Origin of the sequence: Microvirga calopogonii (assembly GCF_003347665.1) — a bacterium.
GTDB lineage: Bacteria > Pseudomonadota > Alphaproteobacteria > Rhizobiales > Beijerinckiaceae > Microvirga > Microvirga calopogonii.
The window spans coordinates 75,651-91,620 of sequence record NZ_QDGA01000014.1 but is presented as its reverse complement, the minus strand read 5'-3'; the positions used below and the strand labels follow the sequence as shown (position 1 = coordinate 91,620).

Genomic DNA, 15,970 nt, shown 5'->3' with positions numbered 1-15,970 from the left:
ACCGGAACGGCTGAAGATATCCGTCTGTCATCTTGGCCGGCTGGGCAACAAGCGTCATGACCGACACGTCTCTGCTTTTCCGTCTTGTCGTTGCCCTGGCCATCGGCCTGCTGATCGGCCTGGAGCGCGGCTGGAAGCAACGTGAGGAGGCGGAGGGCGAGCGCACCGCCGGGCTTCGGACCTATACGCTGATCGCCCTGCTCGGCGCCCTGTCGGCCGTTCTGGCGGGCTATACCAGCCCGGCCTTTCTGGCTCTCTCCTTCCTCGGCTTCGCTCTCGCGTTCAGCGCCTTTTCCTGGCTGGAGGCGAAGGCCGAGGAGAACTTCAGCGTCACGGGCGTCGTCGCCGGCCTCCTCACCTTCTGCCTGGGCGCCTATGCGGTGCTGGGCAACCTCGAAATCGCGACCGCCGCGGGCGTCGTGGTCACCCTCATCCTCGCGCTCAAGCAGCCCCTTCACCAATGGGTGCGCAAGCTCACATGGCTGGAGATCAGGTCGGCGCTCATTCTCCTTGCGATGACGTTCCTGGCGCTGCCGTTGCTCCCGAACCGGACGGTCGATCCCTGGGATGCCGTCAACCCGTTCGAAATCTGGCTGCTCGCCATCATCGCGGCCATCTCCTTCGCCGGCTACATCGCGGTGAAGATCATGGGCAGTCAGGCGGGCGTGGCGCTCGCGGCGCTCGCGGGCGGATTGGCGTCGTCGACCGCGACGACCGTCACCCTCGCCCGGCTGGCGCGCGAGCATCCGGCCGCGAGCCCGTTGCTCGCCGGCGGCATCCTTCTGTCGGGATCGGTAATGGTCATCCGCGTGCTGGTCATCGCCAGCGTCCTGAACAACGCCCTGCTCGTGCCGCTCGCCTGGCCTCTCGGCGCCGGAGGCATTGTTCTGATCGCGGCGGCCGGGCTGCTCTTCTTCACTCACGGCCAGGGAAGCACGGAGCGTCCTCAGCTCGGCATGAAGAGCCCCTTCGATCTCGGGACCGCGTTGAAGCTCGCGGGCCTGATCGCCGTGATCAGCCTGCTGGCGAAGGTGATCGGCAGTTCCGCCGGCAACATGGGCATCACCATCCTGGCGGCCCTCTCCGGCATCGCGGATGTCGATGCCATCACGCTCTCGCTCGCGCGTCTCGCCAATGACAGCATCACGCCCGTCACGGCGGCGCTCGGCATCGGCACCGCCGTTGCAGTGAACACGGTGGTGAAGGCGGGAATGACGTTCAGCCTAGGAACGGGAAAAGCAGGCTGGATCGTCTCGGCTGCGAGCGCCGCCGCGATCGCGGCGGGCGGCGCGGCTTTCATGATGTTCGGCTGATGACGAACGCTCGATGCTCAAGAAGTGCTTTCGCAACGAGGGCATGTGGTGGAGCGTCGCACAAAGTAGCGAGCACCGCAGTGAGGGCAGTCGGCAAGAAGATCCTTCTGGGCCCAAAAGTTCTCCCAATCCATCTTCTGCTCATGAATCTCGACGGCAGCTTCCAGAGACTCGGCATGGATCCGATGAAGGAAAACAGGTTCCGTCAGCCAACGCCCGATAGATTGCAACCGATGGACCTCGCTCAACGGAAGCAAGGCAACGCTGCTGTCGGCGAGATCATACCACGCTTCGAAAATAGTCTCACCCACGCAGTGTCCTCGACAATCACCCATGCAATAAAAAAGGCGGGTCTTAAAACCCGCCTTTTTCAATTCGCTCAGTTGTCCAGGAAGCTTCTGAGCTTCCGGCTCCGTGAAGGATGCTTCAGCTTGCGCAGGGCCTTCGCCTCGATCTGGCGGATACGCTCGCGGGTCACGGAGAACTGCTGGCCCACCTCTTCCAGGGTGTGGTCGGTGTTCATGCCGATGCCGAAGCGCATGCGCAGCACGCGCTCCTCGCGCGGGGTCAACGACGCGAGAACTCGCGTCGTCGTCTCGCGAAGATTGCTCTGGATCGCCGCGTCGATGGGCAGGATCGCGTTCTTGTCCTCGATGAAGTCGCCGAGATGCGAATCCTCCTCGTCGCCGATGGGCGTCTCGAGCGAGATCGGTTCCTTGGCGATCTTGAGAACCTTGCGCACCTTCTCCAGCGGCATGGCGAGCTTTTCGGCCAGCTCCTCCGGGGTCGGCTCGCGGCCGATCTCGTGCAGCATCTGGCGCGACGTGCGGACGATCTTGTTGATCGTCTCGATCATGTGCACCGGAATGCGGATCGTGCGGGCCTGGTCGGCGATCGAGCGGGTGATGGCCTGCCGGATCCACCACGTGGCGTAGGTCGAGAACTTGTAGCCACGCCGGTACTCGAACTTGTCGACCGCCTTCATGAGGCCGATATTGCCCTCCTGGATCAGGTCCAGGAACTGCAGGCCGCGGTTCGTGTACTTCTTGGCGATGGAGATCACGAGGCGCAGGTTGGCCTCGATCATTTCCTTCTTGGCCTGACGGGCCTCGCGCTCGCCCTTCTGCACCATCATGACGATGCGGCGGAACTCCTGGATCTCCAGACCGGTCTCGCTCGCCAGGTTGTGGATGTTCTCGCGCAGGTCGTGGATGCCGTCCTTCGCCTTGGCGACGAAGTCCTTCCAGCCCTTGCCGCCGAGCTTGGAGACGCGCAGCACCCATTTCGGGTCGAGTTCCCAGCCCTGGTAGTGCTTGAGGAACTCCTCGCGGGCGACGCCGTGGCTCTCGGCCAGGCGCATCAGGCGGCCTTCATGGGAGATGAGGCGCTTGTTGATGTCGTAGAGCTGCTCGACCAGGGCCTCGATGCGGTTGTTGTTCAGCGACAGCGACTTCACCGACGTGACGATATCCGACTTGAGCTCCTTGTACTTGCGCTCCTGGGCCGGGGTCAGCTGCTTGTTCTGCATGCGCTGTTCCACATGCTCGACCTGCAGGCGGCGCAGCTTCTTGTAGTTGTCGGCGATGGAATCGAAGGTCTCGAGAACGCGCGGCTTCAGCTCGGCCTCCATGGCCGAGAGCGACACGTTGTTCTCCATGTCGTCGTCGTCGAGTTCGCCCTCGGGCGGGGTCATGCCCTCTTCACCCTCGGCCGTCTCTTCCTCGGCCTCCCCTTCGCCCATGCCTTCCACCTTGGGCGCACCCTTGCCGTCGGGGCCCGCATAGGTGGCCTCGAGGTCGATGATGTCGCGCAGGAGCACCCGGCCTTCGACGAGCTCGTCGCGCCAGATGATGATGGCCTGGAAGGTGAGCGGGCTTTCGCAGAGGCCCGCGATCATCGCCTCGCGGCCGGCCTCGATGCGCTTGGCGATGGCGATTTCGCCCTCGCGGGAGAGAAGCTCCACCGAGCCCATCTCGCGCAGGTACATGCGCACCGGGTCGTCCGTGCGGTCGGTCGGCTCCTTGGTCGTGGTTTCCCGCACCGCCACGGCGCGGGTCTGCGACGCCTCGACGAGGTCGCCGCCATCGGCCTCCTCCTCTTCGGCTTCCGGCTGGGCGCCCTCTTCGGTCTCCTCGGACTCGACGACGTTGATGCCCATCTCGGAGAGCTGGCCGAGCACGTCCTCGATCTGCTCCGAGGAGAACTCCTCCGGAGGCAGAACCTCGTTCAGTTCGTCATAAGTGACATACCCGCGCTTCTTCGCGAGCTTGATCATCCGTTTAACGGCGGCATCGCTCAGGTCGAGCAGGGGCCCGTCGCTCTGCTGCTCCGGAGCCGTCGTCTCGCCTTCGTCCCGTTCGGTTGCCTTCGTTGCCATGCTTTGCTCAACTCCAGCGCCCCGCTCATCCCCCCTACAGGACCCGCGATGCGCGAATGGGCGGCCAAGCCTGCAGAGCTCCGCCACCCGAAATTCATTGCCAATTATAAACAGTGAGTCGCTTGACTAACCGTTAACCATCCCCTGCTCCAACCGCCCAGCTTGCCGCACTCTGCCATTCACGGATGTCAGAGACCGAGAGCCCCCGCATTGTCCATGTCGGCCTCGGCACCCTCGACGGAGGACAGTTGGTTTTGGACCTCTCGCAGCCAGGCGAGATTGGCCTCGTTGTCCTCTTCGGCGAGCGCGCGCTCAGCAGCTCGAAGTTCGCTATGTAACGTGCGTGCGCGGCGATGCAAGGTGATGGCTTGCCTCAATGCGTCCTCAAGCCGCAAGGGATCCGCATGTGGATCCAGCATCCACCGGTCGCCTGGACGGACCAGAGCCGTCAATCTTTCGGCCGCCCCGGTCAGTCCGGCCCGCTCAAGGCGGGCCCTCATGACGGTCGGATCGGCCGGTTCGCCGCTCGCCGCTCCATCGAGCAGGAGACTGCGCACCATTTGGGTGGACCGGCCCTCAAGTTCAAGATCTGCAAGGGTTTCTACATGATTTTGAACGAGTTCCGGGTGGACCAGGAAGGTGCAGAGGATCATGGCCTCCCGGGGGCTCTCGGCCGTGCTGCCGGCAAAAAGCGGGTTGCGGGCAAGCAGCGGCGAGACGCTCAGGCGGGAACTTGGCGTCATGGGCTGGGGCTTGCCGAAATCCCGCCGGCCACCCCCGCCCTGGCGGTCGAACCTTTTCGGCCTTGAATCCGCATTCAAGGCCGAAATCCGGCTCGCGATGTCCTCCCGGTAGTATTTCTTGAGGGTTTCGTCGCGAATCAGCGCCAGTGATTCGCGCAGGCGGCGCTCCAGGGCCGCCCGGCGTTCGGGGGTATCGAGGGGACCGGCCTCGAGCTCCCGGGTCCAGAGCACATCGACCAGGGGCCGCGCCGACGCGAGGACGCGTTCCACGGCGGCGCTTCCTCCGGCGCGGGCGAGATCGTCCGGATCCTGCCCCTCCGGCAGCATGGCAAAGCGAAGGGACTTGCCCGGCATCAGGTTCGGCAGGGCGACGTCGAGCGCCCGGTAGGCAGCCCGTTGTCCGGCCTTGTCGCCGTCGAAGCAGAGGATCGGCTCTTCCGCGAGGCGCCAAAGCAGGGTGAGCTGGTCCTCCGTCAATGCCGTGCCGAGCGGCGCGACCGCATGGGGAAAGCCCGCGACGCTCAGGGAGATCACGTCCACATAGCCTTCCACGGCGATGACCGTGCCCTTCTCATGAGCCGGCTGGCGGGCGAGATGGTAGTTGTAGAGGAGCCGGCCCTTGTTGAAGAGCGGCGTATCGGGCGAATTGAGATATTTGGCCGGCACGTCGGCGCTCATGGCCCGGCCGCCGAAGGCGATGACCCGGCCGCGCACGTCGCAGATCGGGAACATCACCCGGTCGCGAAAGCGGTCCGCCGGGATCTTCCCCTCCTCGCCCGCATGGACGAGACCCGCCTCCACCATCATCTCGACCGGCACGCCCTTGCCGGCGAGATGGTCGCGCAGCGCATAGCGCTCGGACAGCGCATAGCCGATGCGGAAGCGGGCTTGCGTCTCGCGGCTGAGCTGGCGCCCGGCGAGATAGTCCCGCGCCTTGCCGCCCAAGCGCCCCTGGAGCGAGGCTTCGAAGAACTCCGCCGCCAGTTCCATGACGTCGTGGAGGTTCTTGCGCTTGACCTCCTGCTGCCGGTCCTCGCGCGAGAGCGTCGGCAGGGGCACGCCCGCTTCGCCGGCCAGCCGCTCCACGGCCTCGGGAAAGGAGAGGCCTTCCGTTTCCATCAGGAAGGTGAAGATGTCCCCGTGCTTTCCCGAGGAGAAGCAGTGATAGAACTGCTTCTGGTCGTTCACGTAGAAGGACGGCGTCTTCTCCGCGTTGAAGGGCGACAACCCCTTCCATTCCCGCCCTGCCTTCTTCAGGCGCACGCGCTTTCCCACGACCGCCGAGGTCGGCAGCCGGGCGCGGATCTCTTCCAGGATTTGGGGCGGGTAGCGCACGAGGCGTGAATCTCCAAACCTGCTCCATAAACTAGTGCGGTCACGGCAGAGTTAAAAACCCCAAGGCCACGCTTTTCTGTGCCCGCAATCCACAGCCGTGCCATCGCCTGCCGATCACGTCGCCCCTCTGGAACAGCCGTCACGCCCGTCGCGTTAGAGCCGACAACCGGCTTGAGGTCTCGTCATGGCTATCGAGGATGATCCCTTGCTCCGGCGCGCGGAGGCCGCTCTGTCCGAGGCCTCGCGCCTCCGTCAAACTCTGGCTCAGGTTCGGGAGAAGACCCTGCATCAGGCCAAGGAGCTGGCCCGGATCGGGGCCGAACTGGATCCTCTGCTGCCCCACCCGCCCAGCGAGATTCAGGCCGTCAGAAAACTCTTGGCCGAGGAGAGGGGTTCCTAGGACGCTCAAGCTCGGACAGTTCGTGTCGCGCGATGGCCGTCATGATGAGCTGGCGGTGCTCCTTCCAGATCGTCAGGGTCTCCTCCAGCAGCCGCAGCAGGTCCTGAGCCACGATTGTGTCGTAGCCGTGCTTGTTCATCCATTGGATCAGGTCGATCTGCTCGGCGATCCGGCGCTCGCCCTCGGCGAGGTGTCGGTCGGCCTGGATCAGTTCGTCGCGTTCCTGTTGCAGATTGGTCATGAGGATGCTCCTCGACCATGCAGGCGGGAGCACAGGTCTCTCCGCCACCAGCGCCTACGGGGTTCGATCAGCTGGTGATGGATCGATGATACGCTTCGACGAACGGCTCGACCAGAGCCTCGTCACGCGCTGAGCCGGTGCGAGCCATTTCTTTTCGCTCGTTTCGCGCGTTCCGCCTTGGTCTTCTCCAGGGCAGCCTGGGTTTGCCTGGCCATCTGCTCGCACTGTTCGTGGAGAGCTTCAAGTTCCTTGTCGGTCAGCTTCTCAATTCCCATGAAGGCGTCATCGGCATTCGATGTCCGGATCAGCTCGTCCAGCTTGGTTTGAACGGCGGCGCCATCGCGGTTCTGCGTGTTCTGGATCAGGAAGACCATCAGGAAGGTCACGATGGTCGTTCCGGTGTTGATCACCAGCTGCCAATTCTCCGAATAATCGAAGAAGGGCCCCGAGACCGCCCAAGCCAACACGACGACGACGCAAAGCAGGAACGCCGCCGGACTGCCTGTCACCCTGGCTGTCGTGGTCGCGAACCTGGCGAAGAGTTTGTCCATCGCACATCTAACAATGTTTGTAGAAGAACAACGGTCGAGCTCGTTTTCCGTTCACTTTCAGGGATGAACGTCTGGAATCTCTCCAGGCTGATGGCAACTGTCAGCGGCTCGCGGTCGTCAGCGCCGCCCCGATGCCGACAAACGTTGCGCCGGCACCGCGGTTGAACCAGCGGCCGTGACGGGTCAGCCAGGGTGCGATGCGCTGGGCCATGCCGGCGAGCAGCAGCTCGTACACGATCTCCACCACCACGAAGGTGCCGCCGAAGATGGCGAGCTGGACGGGAAAGGACACGCCCGCCACCATGAATTGCGGCAGGAAGGCCGCGAAGAAGATCAGCGCCTTCGGGTTCGACACCGCCACGAGAAAACCCTGGTTGAACATCCACAGAGGCCGAGCCCTGCGCGGCCCCTGGTCACGGGAACCAACGTCCAGCACGGAAGCGGGCGACCGCCAGATCCGGATGCCAAGGTAGACCAGATAGGCGGCGCCGATCCACTTGGCGATGGTGAAGGCCTTCTCGGAAGCGGCGAGCAGCGCGCCCATGCCGGCGAGCGACGCCGCGATGAGAACGAAGAACCCGAGGGCCCCACCCAGAACCGTATAGATTGTGGGCCGAAAGCCATAGCAGACGCCGTGCGTCAGCGACAGAAGCCCGTTGGGGCCCGGCGTGAGCGAGAGGCCGACAGCAGCGACCAGATAGATCAACCAGAGTTCAAGGCTCATGTGTCACCGATGCCCGCGCGCGATGCCGCGTCTTGAAAGAGAACCGTTCCGTCTTAGCACGATTTGGATGACGTGAACGAGCGGATACGCCCTCTCCTGATCCGTTAGGTCAAGGACTGACACCCTGCCCGTCACCGGTCCCCGGACTTGATCCGGGGATGTACATCCACGTCTGCGGGCACCCCCACAGCCCTCATCCTGAGGAGGTCACGTCAGAGACCGTCTCGAAGGACGAGGGCGTCTCCCGAGCGCACTGGAGGATCCTTCGAGACGCAGCTGCGCTGCTCCTCAGGATGAGGTCAGAGGATTGCACAACGTTATGTTCTCACTTTGTTCTTGACAGCGGGCTCAAGCTCGGCTATATCATTGCCCATTCCCGCCCGCCGAGGGGCGCGCTTCGCGAGGCGTCACGAGTGTCGGGGCAGGGAGCGGGCCTGCCCGCCGGTCACGCAGCCGGCGGACAGGAGGCCCTTGGTGCCTGTGGGCTGCCAAGTCGAAACGCCTAAAAATCCCGCGTGCGAGGCGCCGTCCGGCTCTTCCACTCAACCCTAGCATCGAGCCGGCGGCCTCTCGCACCTCCCTCGAGCCCTGCAGGCTCGCAGCGCAAGCTGCGGGCCTCAAGGTGCTGGCTCTTTGACAGAGACGGATCAGCACACACCCGGGCGAAGCCTAGCGCGGCCCGGGGACGACCGGGGCACTTACCCCTTCGGCAGCATGTCCTTCACGAGACCGCTGGCCTTGGCGAAGTCCATGCGGCCGGCGTACTTGGCGCGCAGGGCGCCCACGACCTTACCCATGTCCTTCATGGAGGCGGCGCCGGTCTCGGCGATGGCGGCCTCGATGGCGGCCTTGGTCTCGGCCTCGTCCATCTGCTGCGGCAGGTAGGAGGAGATCACCGCGACCTCGTTCTTCTCCTGATCGGCGAGTTCGGTGCGGCCGCCCTGCTCGTACATGGTGATCGATTCCTGGCGCTGCTTCACCATTTTCTGCAGGAGGGCCAGGATCTCCTCGTCGGACAGGGGCTCCTTGCCGTTGCCGCGAGCCTCGATGTCCTTGTCCTTGAGGGCGGCCTGAATCAGCCGGATGGCGCCGAGTTTGCCCTTGTCGCCGGCCTTCATGGCTTCCTTCATCTCGGCGGTAAAGCGTTCGCGCAGCATGGAGTTCTCCTTGGTTTTAAGTCGCTACAGCATCGGACCCAAAAGTGGATTCCACTTTTGGGATCCATCCGATGCTTATTCTTCAGTCTGGCGCATCGTTGACGCGGAAAACCGGATCCACTTTTCCGCACGATGCGCTTGAGCGTTGACGGAACGCGAACGGCCCCTTAAGTCACGGGGGTAGTTCAAGGACGGCCCGGGTACGGCCTGCTCAAGCACGGCCTGTTGGCCCCGGACTTACAAGAGATCATGACGATGCTGCAAGACAAAGACACCACCGGGTCCTCCTCGGGTGGCTGGGCCGAGCCGCGCGCGACCGCGGTTCTCGTGCTCCAGGACGGAACGGTTCTCGAAGGCTTCGGCATCGGCGCCGTGGGCGAGGCGACCGGCGAGGTGTGCTTCAACACCGCGATGACGGGCTACCAGGAGATCCTGACCGACCCGTCCTATGCCGGCCAGATCATCACCTTCACCTTCCCGCATATCGGCAATGTGGGCACCAACGAGGAGGACATCGAGAGCGTCAATGCCGCCTCGTCCTCGGGTGTCCGCGGCGTCGTGCTGGCGGCCACCATCACCGAGCCGTCCAACTGGCGCGCCTCCCGCGACCTCGACGCCTGGCTCAAGGCCCGCAGCATCGTCGGCCTCTCGGGGATCGACACAAGGGCGCTCACCGCGCTGATCCGCGACAAGGGCATGCCGAACGCCGTCATCGCCCATGACCCCGAGGGCAAGTTCGACATCGAGGCCCTCAAGGCCCGGGCCGCCGCCCTCCCCTCCATGGACGGCCTCGACCTCGTGCCCCTCGTCACCAGCGCCCAGCGCTTCGACTGGGACGAGACCACCTGGACGCGCGGCGAAGGCTACGGCCACCAGGACGGAGCCCCGAAACACCACGTGGTCGCCATCGATTACGGCGTGAAGCGCAATATCCTGCGCCTCCTCGCCCGCGCCGGCTGCAAGGTCACGGTGGTCCCCGCCACCGCCTCGGCCGAGGACGTGCTGGCGCTCAAGCCCGACGGCGTGTTCCTCTCCAACGGCCCCGGCGACCCGGCGGCGACCGGCGAGTACGCGGTTCCGGTGATCCGCAAGGTGCTCGACGAGAAGATCCCGACCTTCGGCATCTGCCTCGGCCACCAGATGCTGAGCCTGGCCGTCGGCGCCAAGACCAAGAAGATGCACCAGGGCCATCACGGCGCGAACCATCCGGTGAAGGACAAGACCACCGGCAAGGTCGAGATCACCTCGATGAACCACGGCTTCGCGGTGGATCCGGAGACCCTGCCGAAGAACGCCGTGGAGACCCACGTGTCCCTGTTCGACGGTTCGAATTGCGGCATCTCGCTCACCGACCGTCCGGCCTTCTCGGTCCAGTACCACCCGGAGGCCTCCCCCGGCCCGCAGGACAGCCATTACCTGTTCGACCGCTTCGTGCAGCTGATGGACCAGAAGAAGGTGCGGGCTTAACAAAATTGTGAGGGCTGGCGCCGCGACAAACGCGTCTGTTGCGCCAGCCGCCCAAATCACGGTAACCGATCATTAACCATAAAAACAAAATGATTCCGGACCTTGGTTTGGGGGTTTCATCCAATGGATTTCGATGACGATTCCGGCGAATTCAGCCGACTGCACAACCTGTTCACGTTTCACCTCGGCATCGCCGTCACGCTTTCCTGGCTGACGTCGCTCTACGCCGCTCTCTACGCTCCCTGGGTGCGCAACATCCGCCCGCTGATCGACCCTGGCAATGTGGGCCCGGTCGAGAGCACCTGGTCGTATCTCTTCATCTTCCCGGTCGTGCTCACGACGGCCTGGCTGATCTCGATCTTCGGCCAGAACCTCTTCGCCAAGTTCCGCATCTTCAAGAGCCAGATCGTGGAGTTCGCCATCGCGGCGGTCGTGGCCTTCGGGATGTTCTACCTGTCGATCGACCGCGCGGTCGCGGCTATGTTCATCGGCATGTAGAACCGGCCGGATTTTAAGGTCCCGCTCGATCTTTCGCCTGAACCAAGCGTTCCCTCCCCGATCGAAGGGAGAGAAGCATGGCTCAGGCGAAAGGCTACGGCGATCCACAAGGCTACAACGCGCCGCTCGGCACGGAGACCTACGTCTTCCGCAGCAACGGTATCGTGCCGAACTCCTCCCTGCCGCTGATCGTGCGCCGCGGGGCGATTTCACCCTCCGAACACGACGCCGTCAGAAGCTTCAAGGCGACCTTCGCCAAGCATGGCTGGACGAATGCGTGGCTGAACGGCATTCACGACTATCATCACTACCATCCCAACACCCATGAGGTGCTCGGCATCGTGTCGGGCTCGGCTCAGGTCCGCTTCGGCGGTGAGGACGGCGATCTCGTGGCCGTGAGCGCCGGAGACGTGGTGATCATCCCGGCTGGCGTCGCTCATGCGTGCATCAACGCGAGCGACGATTTCTCCGTGGTCGGCGCATATCCGGGCGGCGCCGATTACGACACGGTCCGCGACGACCCCGCTGCCCTGACGATGTCGCAGCAGCGGATCGCCCAGGTCCCCCTGCCGGATGCCGATCCGGTCGACGGTGCGGACGGGCCGCTCATGAAGCTGTGGACCTGAACGCGATAAGGCCCCCGGCCCCGAAAGGCAGGAGGCCCTTGCCCCTCCGGCTTGTTGTGTTGTGTTAGACCGACAGCGTGACCTGCACGTTGCCGCGGATGGCATGCGAATAGGGGCAGACCACATCGGCCTTCTGCACCAGATCCGTCGCCTGTTGCTGGGACAGACCGGGCAGGTTCGCCTTCAACTCGACCACCAGACCAAAGCCTGCGCCGTCGTCGCGCTTGCCGATCCCGACCTTGGCCTCGACATGGGCATCGGCCGGAAGGGTGATTTTGTTCTGCGAAGCGACGAACTTCAGCGCCCCAAGGAAACAGGCCGAGTATCCGGCGGCGAACAGTTGCTCGGGATTGGTCCCCTCCCCGCCGGCACCGCCGAGTTCCTTCGGCGTGGAGAGGCGAACTTCCAGCTTTCCGTCGTTGGAAGCGGCAACGCCTTCACGTCCACCACGGGCTGAGGCATGGGCTGTGTAGAGAGGGGTCATCGAGAAGCTCCTTGAAAGGCCGGACAAGCGAATTCGCCGGATCAATCGTACGCTCGCAATTCAATCGCGCACAATCTACATATAGGCGTAACCGCGAATTAAATTGTGCGCAACCTATTTCTTTCGTAGGTTGGTTCCACGGAGGAGATGATGACGAGAAAACCGAGGACTTTGGCGCTCGACAACCAGCTGTGCTTCGCCTTCTACTCCGTCTCTCATGCCTTCAGCCGGGCCTATCGGAGGCTCTTGGATCCCCTCGGCCTGACATACCCGCAATATGTGGTCCTGCTGGTGCTTTGGGAGCATGACGAACTGACGGTCAAGGAGATAGGCGAACGGCTGTTTCTGGACTCCGGCACCCTGACCCCGCTGCTGAAGCGTCTCGAGAGTGCCGGCCACGTTCGCCGAATGCGAGACAAGAAGGACGAGCGGCAGGTCAGGATCCACTTGACCGAGGCCGGCCATGCCTTGCGCGAGAAGGCAGAAGAGATTCCCCAGCAGGTTGGCTGCGTGCTGGGCATATCGGCCGACGAGGCCCGTGCCTTGACCCAAGAGGTTGCGAAACTGCGCCGCAGGCTCCATGACTCGGCCACGCTCTCGCACGACACCTGACGTCAACAAGGACAGCCTTTCGATGAACTGGCGCGATTACTGGAACCAGGATACGCCGATCTATGTGAACGAGCGGCACAAGCTCCTGCATTATCGCCTGATCGCCAACGACATCGTCGGGCTCATCCCCTCCCCGGATGCCGTCGTCCTGGATTACGGCTGCGGCGAGGCGCTTTTGGCCGACAAGGTCGCTGCCAGATGCGCGAGGCTTTACCTGAGCGATGCCGCGCCGCTCGTCCGCGAGCGCCTGAACGAGCGATTCCAAAGCAACGAGCGGATCACGGTTCTTGCGACCGACGATGTCGCCAGCCTCGGGGACTCCTCGCTCGACCTCATCGTGGTGAACTCGCTCGTCCAGTACCTCTCGCTCGACGAGTTCCGAGGGCTCCTGAAGCTCCTAGGCGAGAAGCTGAAGGCCGGCGGCAGGCTGGTTCTAGGCGACGTCATCCCGCCTGATATCAGCCCTCTCACCGATGCCAAGGCGCTGCTTTCCTTCGCATGGCAGGGGGGCTTCATGAGCGCCGCGCTAGCCGGCCTCGCCCGCACGGCCTTCTCCGAATACCGCAAGATCCGCGAGGAACTGGGCCTCGCCCAGTACAGTGAGGAGGAGATCCTCGACCTTCTCGACGATGCCGGATTCGTGCCCGAGCGCGCGGAGAGGAACCTCGGGCACAATCAGGCCCGCATGACCTTCGTCGGCCGGCCCGCTCAGGCCCTCGACGCGGACGACTTCGCCGAGCGCTGATCGCTCGCCAGCGACAGGCCGAACACGCCGAGCCCTGCAACGGCCAGAGCCGCGCCGACCCAACCTGTCGAGGCAAAGCCATAGCCGGCCGCGATGGCGAGGCCGCCGAGCCAGGCGCCAAGCGCATTGGCGATGTTGAAGGCCGAGTGGTTGAGAGCCGCCGCCAGGGTCTGGGCATCGGCTGCCACGTCCATCAGGCGGGTCTGCAGCGCGGGTCCGATGGCGACGCTGCAGCCGACCAGGAACACGCAGACCGAAAGCATGTAAGGGTTTTCCGCCGTCAGCCACAGCACCGTCATCACCACGGCGCTGCAGGCGAGCACGCCGCCGATCGTAGCCATCAGGTTCCTGTCGGCGAACCAGGCGCCGACGAGATTGCCTACGATCATGCCCGAGCCGAACAGAGCCATCATGACCGGAACGGCGCTTTCCGGCATTTGGGCGACTTCCGTGGCCGTCGAGGCAATGTAGGAGAAGATGGAGAACAGGCCGCCGAAGCCCACGGCACCAATGCCCAGGGTGAACCAGACCTGCTTACGCTTGAAGGCACCGAGTTCCCGCATCGGGCTCGCACCCTCCTGGACCTTGTCCTTGGGCAGGAAGAGCCAGATCAGCACCACGGTCAATGCGCCCATGAAGCCGACGGCGCCGAAGGCAAGCCGCCAGGTCAGGATCTGGCCGAACCACGTCGCCACCGGCGTGCCGAGCAGGGTCGCGACGGTCAGGCCCATCATGACCCGTGCCACTGCCTGGGTGCGCTTGTTGGGCGGAACCAGCGAGGCCGCAACCAGAGCGGCCACGCCGAAATATGCGCCGTGCGGCAAGCCGGTAAGGAAGCGCAGGAACACGAAGGACTCAAAGCTCGGCGCCAAGGCGCTGACCGCGTTGCCGACAGCAAAGACGGCCATCAGTGCGAGGAGCAGCGTCTGGCGGGCGAGCTTGGCTGCCAGGACGGCGATGATCGGAGCGCCGACCACGACCCCGAGCGCGTAGGCGCTGATCGCATATCCCGCCTGGGGCGTCGTGACGTGGAATTCCTGCGCGAGGTTCGGCAGCAATCCCATGATGGCGAACTCGCCAGTTCCGATGCCGAAGCTGCCGACTGCAAGCGCCAGTTCGATCAGGGCGACGGCGAGACGAGATTGCGGAACGGCGGGAGCCTTGCCCTGTGCGAGACAGGCTTCCTCGGCAATGGCCAGATCGGACATGAAGCCCCTAAGCTTTTTAGGCGGTGCGGATGTGAGATGAGCGGCGGAGCAATTGTGGGAAGCCCCTGCGACATTCATATTGCATTGCAAAAAGATTCGCGGGACTCGCAGGAATGCAAGCCAGGGCTGCGCTGAAAGCCTGGAACCTGGCAAACCGGTCCCTTGCTTGCCCGGAGCCTATGCAAATGTCCACTTTTTATGCGCCATGAAGCTCCACAGCATCACGACGCCTGTCGTGATGATTTGCGAGGGCAGATAAGGACCGTTGAGCCACACCGTGAACGCATGCATCAGGAACCAGGTCACGAGGAAGCCAACGAAGGCCACGAGAGCAAAGCGCCATGTGGCCTCCCGATGAGGCCGGTCGCTCTCATAGGTATGCTTGCGGTTGAGGACATACGATACGAGCCCTCCCGCTACGTAGCCTGCAAGCGTCGCCGGCACGGGATGTGTTCCCGCACCCTCGACGAGAGCGATGAGAAGTCCGTAATGCGCCAGGGCAGCCGCCAGGCCGACCCCGAAGAAGGCGGTGAATTGACGGGTGAGACGATGAAGGGAGCGGGATGCAGTCACGTCCTCTCGATAGCGGCTTACCGAGCCTCCGTCACCTCATTCCCTGCAGAAGCCCGGCAATCCTGCGGGACATGAAGCGTGGAGCGAACTTCGCCGCGACGGCCCCGATCCGGTTCCCGGCTCCCGGGATGACGATCGCCCGCCTGGCCTCGTAACCCTCGATCCCGGCGCGGGCGACCTCGGCGGCCGACATGGCACCTCCCTTGAACAACCCCGTCCCCTTCGGGCCTGCCGTCTTGCCAAACTCGCTCTCGGTCGGCCCCGGGCAGAGGGCCGTCACGGTCACCCCATGCGGCTTCGCCTCGTCGTGCAGAGCCTCGGACAGCGACAGGACGAAGGCCTTGGTGGCGTAATAGACGGCCATGGAGGGTCCGGCCTGGAAGGCCGCGATGGAGGCCACGTTCAGGATCCCTCCCCTCCGGCGCTCGATCATTCCCGGCAGCATCAGGCGGCAAAGCGAGGTCAGAGCCGTGACGTTGAGGTCGATCATGGCAAGCTGCTTCTCGTGCGGAAGAGACGCGAAATAGCCCCGCAGGCCGAATCCTGCATTGTTGACCAGGGTATGGACCGCGATCTTCCGTTCCAGGAGCAGCTCATGAAGATCCTGCGGGGCTTGCCTGTCCTCGAGGTCGAGAGCGACGACCTCGACGGGAACTCCATGAGCTTGCCCAATCTCCGCGCCCAGGGCCTCCAGGCGCTCGTGCCGGCGGGCCGTGAGCACAAGGGAATAGCCCCTGCCGGCGAAAACCCGCGCCAATTCAGCGCCGATCCCGCTGGATGCCCCCGTGATTAGCGCCCAGCGCGGCTCTTTCGTCATGACCATCTTTTCCCAGTTCTCCTCCAGGGCGACACCCTGCGCCTCATACCGCATGGGCATTGCCTGTCTAAATCATGGCTCAGGCCTTTGAATTTGCTC

At 64.0% G+C, this 15,970-nt stretch carries 17 protein-coding genes; 7 read left to right on the top strand and 10 right to left on the bottom strand.

Annotation, left to right across the window (positions count from 1 at the left end; genetic code table 11):
- Nucleotides 1–56 precede the first annotated feature (56 nt).
- Nucleotides 57–1,313, top strand: a complete 1,257-nt coding sequence (locus DDF70_RS13715; RefSeq protein WP_114945445.1) for an MgtC/SapB family protein — start codon at nt 57–59, stop codon at nt 1,311–1,313.
- 379 nt (nt 1,314–1,692) lie between these two features.
- On the opposite strand, the gene rpoD is transcribed toward DDF70_RS13715, so the two are convergent.
- Complete coding sequence (gene rpoD, locus DDF70_RS13705) at nt 1,693–3,690, bottom strand: RNA polymerase sigma factor RpoD (protein ID WP_114945421.1); 1,998 nt, start codon at nt 3,688–3,690, stop codon at nt 1,693–1,695.
- 188 nt (nt 3,691–3,878) lie between these two features.
- A complete protein-coding gene (gene dnaG / locus DDF70_RS13700) occupies nt 3,879–5,768 on the bottom strand; it encodes a DNA primase (RefSeq protein ID WP_114945420.1) in 1,890 nt (629 codons plus the stop codon).
- 184 nt (nt 5,769–5,952) lie between these two features.
- Here dnaG and DDF70_RS13695 point away from each other — a divergent pair, with 184 nt between their 5' ends.
- Nucleotides 5,953–6,168, top strand: a complete 216-nt coding sequence (locus DDF70_RS13695; protein ID WP_114945419.1) for a hypothetical protein — start codon at nt 5,953–5,955, stop codon at nt 6,166–6,168.
- Here DDF70_RS13695 and DDF70_RS13690 read toward each other — a convergent pair.
- The 4 genes from DDF70_RS13690 to DDF70_RS13670 form a co-directional block, all read right to left on the bottom strand.
- The gene (locus DDF70_RS13690; protein ID WP_114945418.1) at nt 6,134–6,409 is read right to left on the bottom strand and encodes a hypothetical protein; all 276 of its coding nucleotides are present in this window, start codon (nt 6,407–6,409) and stop codon (nt 6,134–6,136) included. The genes DDF70_RS13695 and DDF70_RS13690 overlap by 35 nt on opposite strands.
- 122 nt (nt 6,410–6,531) lie before the next feature.
- Nucleotides 6,532–6,960, bottom strand: coding sequence for a low affinity iron permease family protein (locus DDF70_RS13685; protein ID WP_114945417.1), 429 nt, complete (start codon nt 6,958–6,960; stop codon nt 6,532–6,534).
- Nucleotides 6,961–7,060: 100 nt separating this feature from the next.
- Entirely contained in the window at nt 7,061–7,684 is a 624-nt protein-coding gene (locus DDF70_RS13680; RefSeq protein ID WP_114945416.1) for a LysE family translocator, read from the bottom strand.
- A 698-nt stretch (nt 7,685–8,382) separates the two neighbouring features.
- Nucleotides 8,383–8,841 (bottom strand): GatB/YqeY domain-containing protein, encoded by a 459-nt coding sequence (locus DDF70_RS13670; protein WP_114945414.1) that lies wholly within the window; start codon nt 8,839–8,841, stop codon nt 8,383–8,385.
- Between the two features lie 255 nt (nt 8,842–9,096).
- Between DDF70_RS13670 and carA the strand changes: the two genes are divergently transcribed.
- The 3 genes from carA (at nt 9,097) to DDF70_RS13655 (ending at nt 11,432) form a co-directional block, all read left to right on the top strand.
- On the top strand, nt 9,097–10,308 hold the full coding sequence (gene carA, locus DDF70_RS13665; protein ID WP_114945413.1) for a glutamine-hydrolyzing carbamoyl-phosphate synthase small subunit: 1,212 nt from the start codon (nt 9,097–9,099) through the stop codon (nt 10,306–10,308).
- Between the two features lie 123 nt (nt 10,309–10,431).
- Entirely contained in the window at nt 10,432–10,806 is a 375-nt protein-coding gene (locus tag DDF70_RS13660) for a hypothetical protein (RefSeq protein WP_114945412.1), read from the top strand.
- A gap of 77 nt (nt 10,807–10,883) precedes the next feature.
- Nucleotides 10,884–11,432, top strand: a complete 549-nt coding sequence (locus DDF70_RS13655) for a cupin domain-containing protein (RefSeq protein ID WP_114945411.1) — start codon at nt 10,884–10,886, stop codon at nt 11,430–11,432.
- A gap of 64 nt (nt 11,433–11,496) precedes the next feature.
- On the opposite strand, the gene DDF70_RS13650 is transcribed toward DDF70_RS13655, so the two are convergent.
- Nucleotides 11,497–11,916 (bottom strand): organic hydroperoxide resistance protein, encoded by a 420-nt coding sequence (locus DDF70_RS13650; protein WP_114945410.1) that lies wholly within the window; start codon nt 11,914–11,916, stop codon nt 11,497–11,499.
- A 150-nt stretch (nt 11,917–12,066) separates the two neighbouring features.
- Here DDF70_RS13650 and DDF70_RS13645 point away from each other — a divergent pair, with 150 nt between their 5' ends.
- Together DDF70_RS13645 and DDF70_RS13640 are read left to right on the top strand one after the other, a co-directional pair.
- The gene (locus DDF70_RS13645) at nt 12,067–12,528 is read left to right on the top strand and encodes a MarR family winged helix-turn-helix transcriptional regulator (protein ID WP_114945409.1); all 462 of its coding nucleotides are present in this window, start codon (nt 12,067–12,069) and stop codon (nt 12,526–12,528) included.
- Nucleotides 12,529–12,550: 22 nt separating this feature from the next.
- Nucleotides 12,551–13,273 carry a methyltransferase domain-containing protein gene (locus tag DDF70_RS13640; protein ID WP_114945408.1) on the top strand — a complete coding sequence of 241 codons (723 nt, stop codon included), beginning with the start codon at nt 12,551–12,553 and terminating at the stop codon, nt 13,271–13,273.
- Here the strand turns inward: DDF70_RS13640 and DDF70_RS13635 are convergent.
- From DDF70_RS13635 to DDF70_RS13625, 3 genes are all read right to left on the bottom strand, one after another.
- Complete coding sequence (locus tag DDF70_RS13635) at nt 13,237–14,481, bottom strand: MFS transporter (protein WP_114945407.1); 1,245 nt, start codon at nt 14,479–14,481, stop codon at nt 13,237–13,239. The genes DDF70_RS13640 and DDF70_RS13635 overlap by 37 nt on opposite strands.
- A gap of 177 nt (nt 14,482–14,658) precedes the next feature.
- Entirely contained in the window at nt 14,659–15,054 is a 396-nt protein-coding gene (locus DDF70_RS13630; protein WP_114945406.1) for a GtrA family protein, read from the bottom strand.
- 31 nt (nt 15,055–15,085) lie between these two features.
- Nucleotides 15,086–15,871 (bottom strand): SDR family NAD(P)-dependent oxidoreductase, encoded by a 786-nt coding sequence (locus DDF70_RS13625; RefSeq protein ID WP_205772429.1) that lies wholly within the window; start codon nt 15,869–15,871, stop codon nt 15,086–15,088.
- Nucleotides 15,872–15,970: the final 99 nt, after the last annotated feature.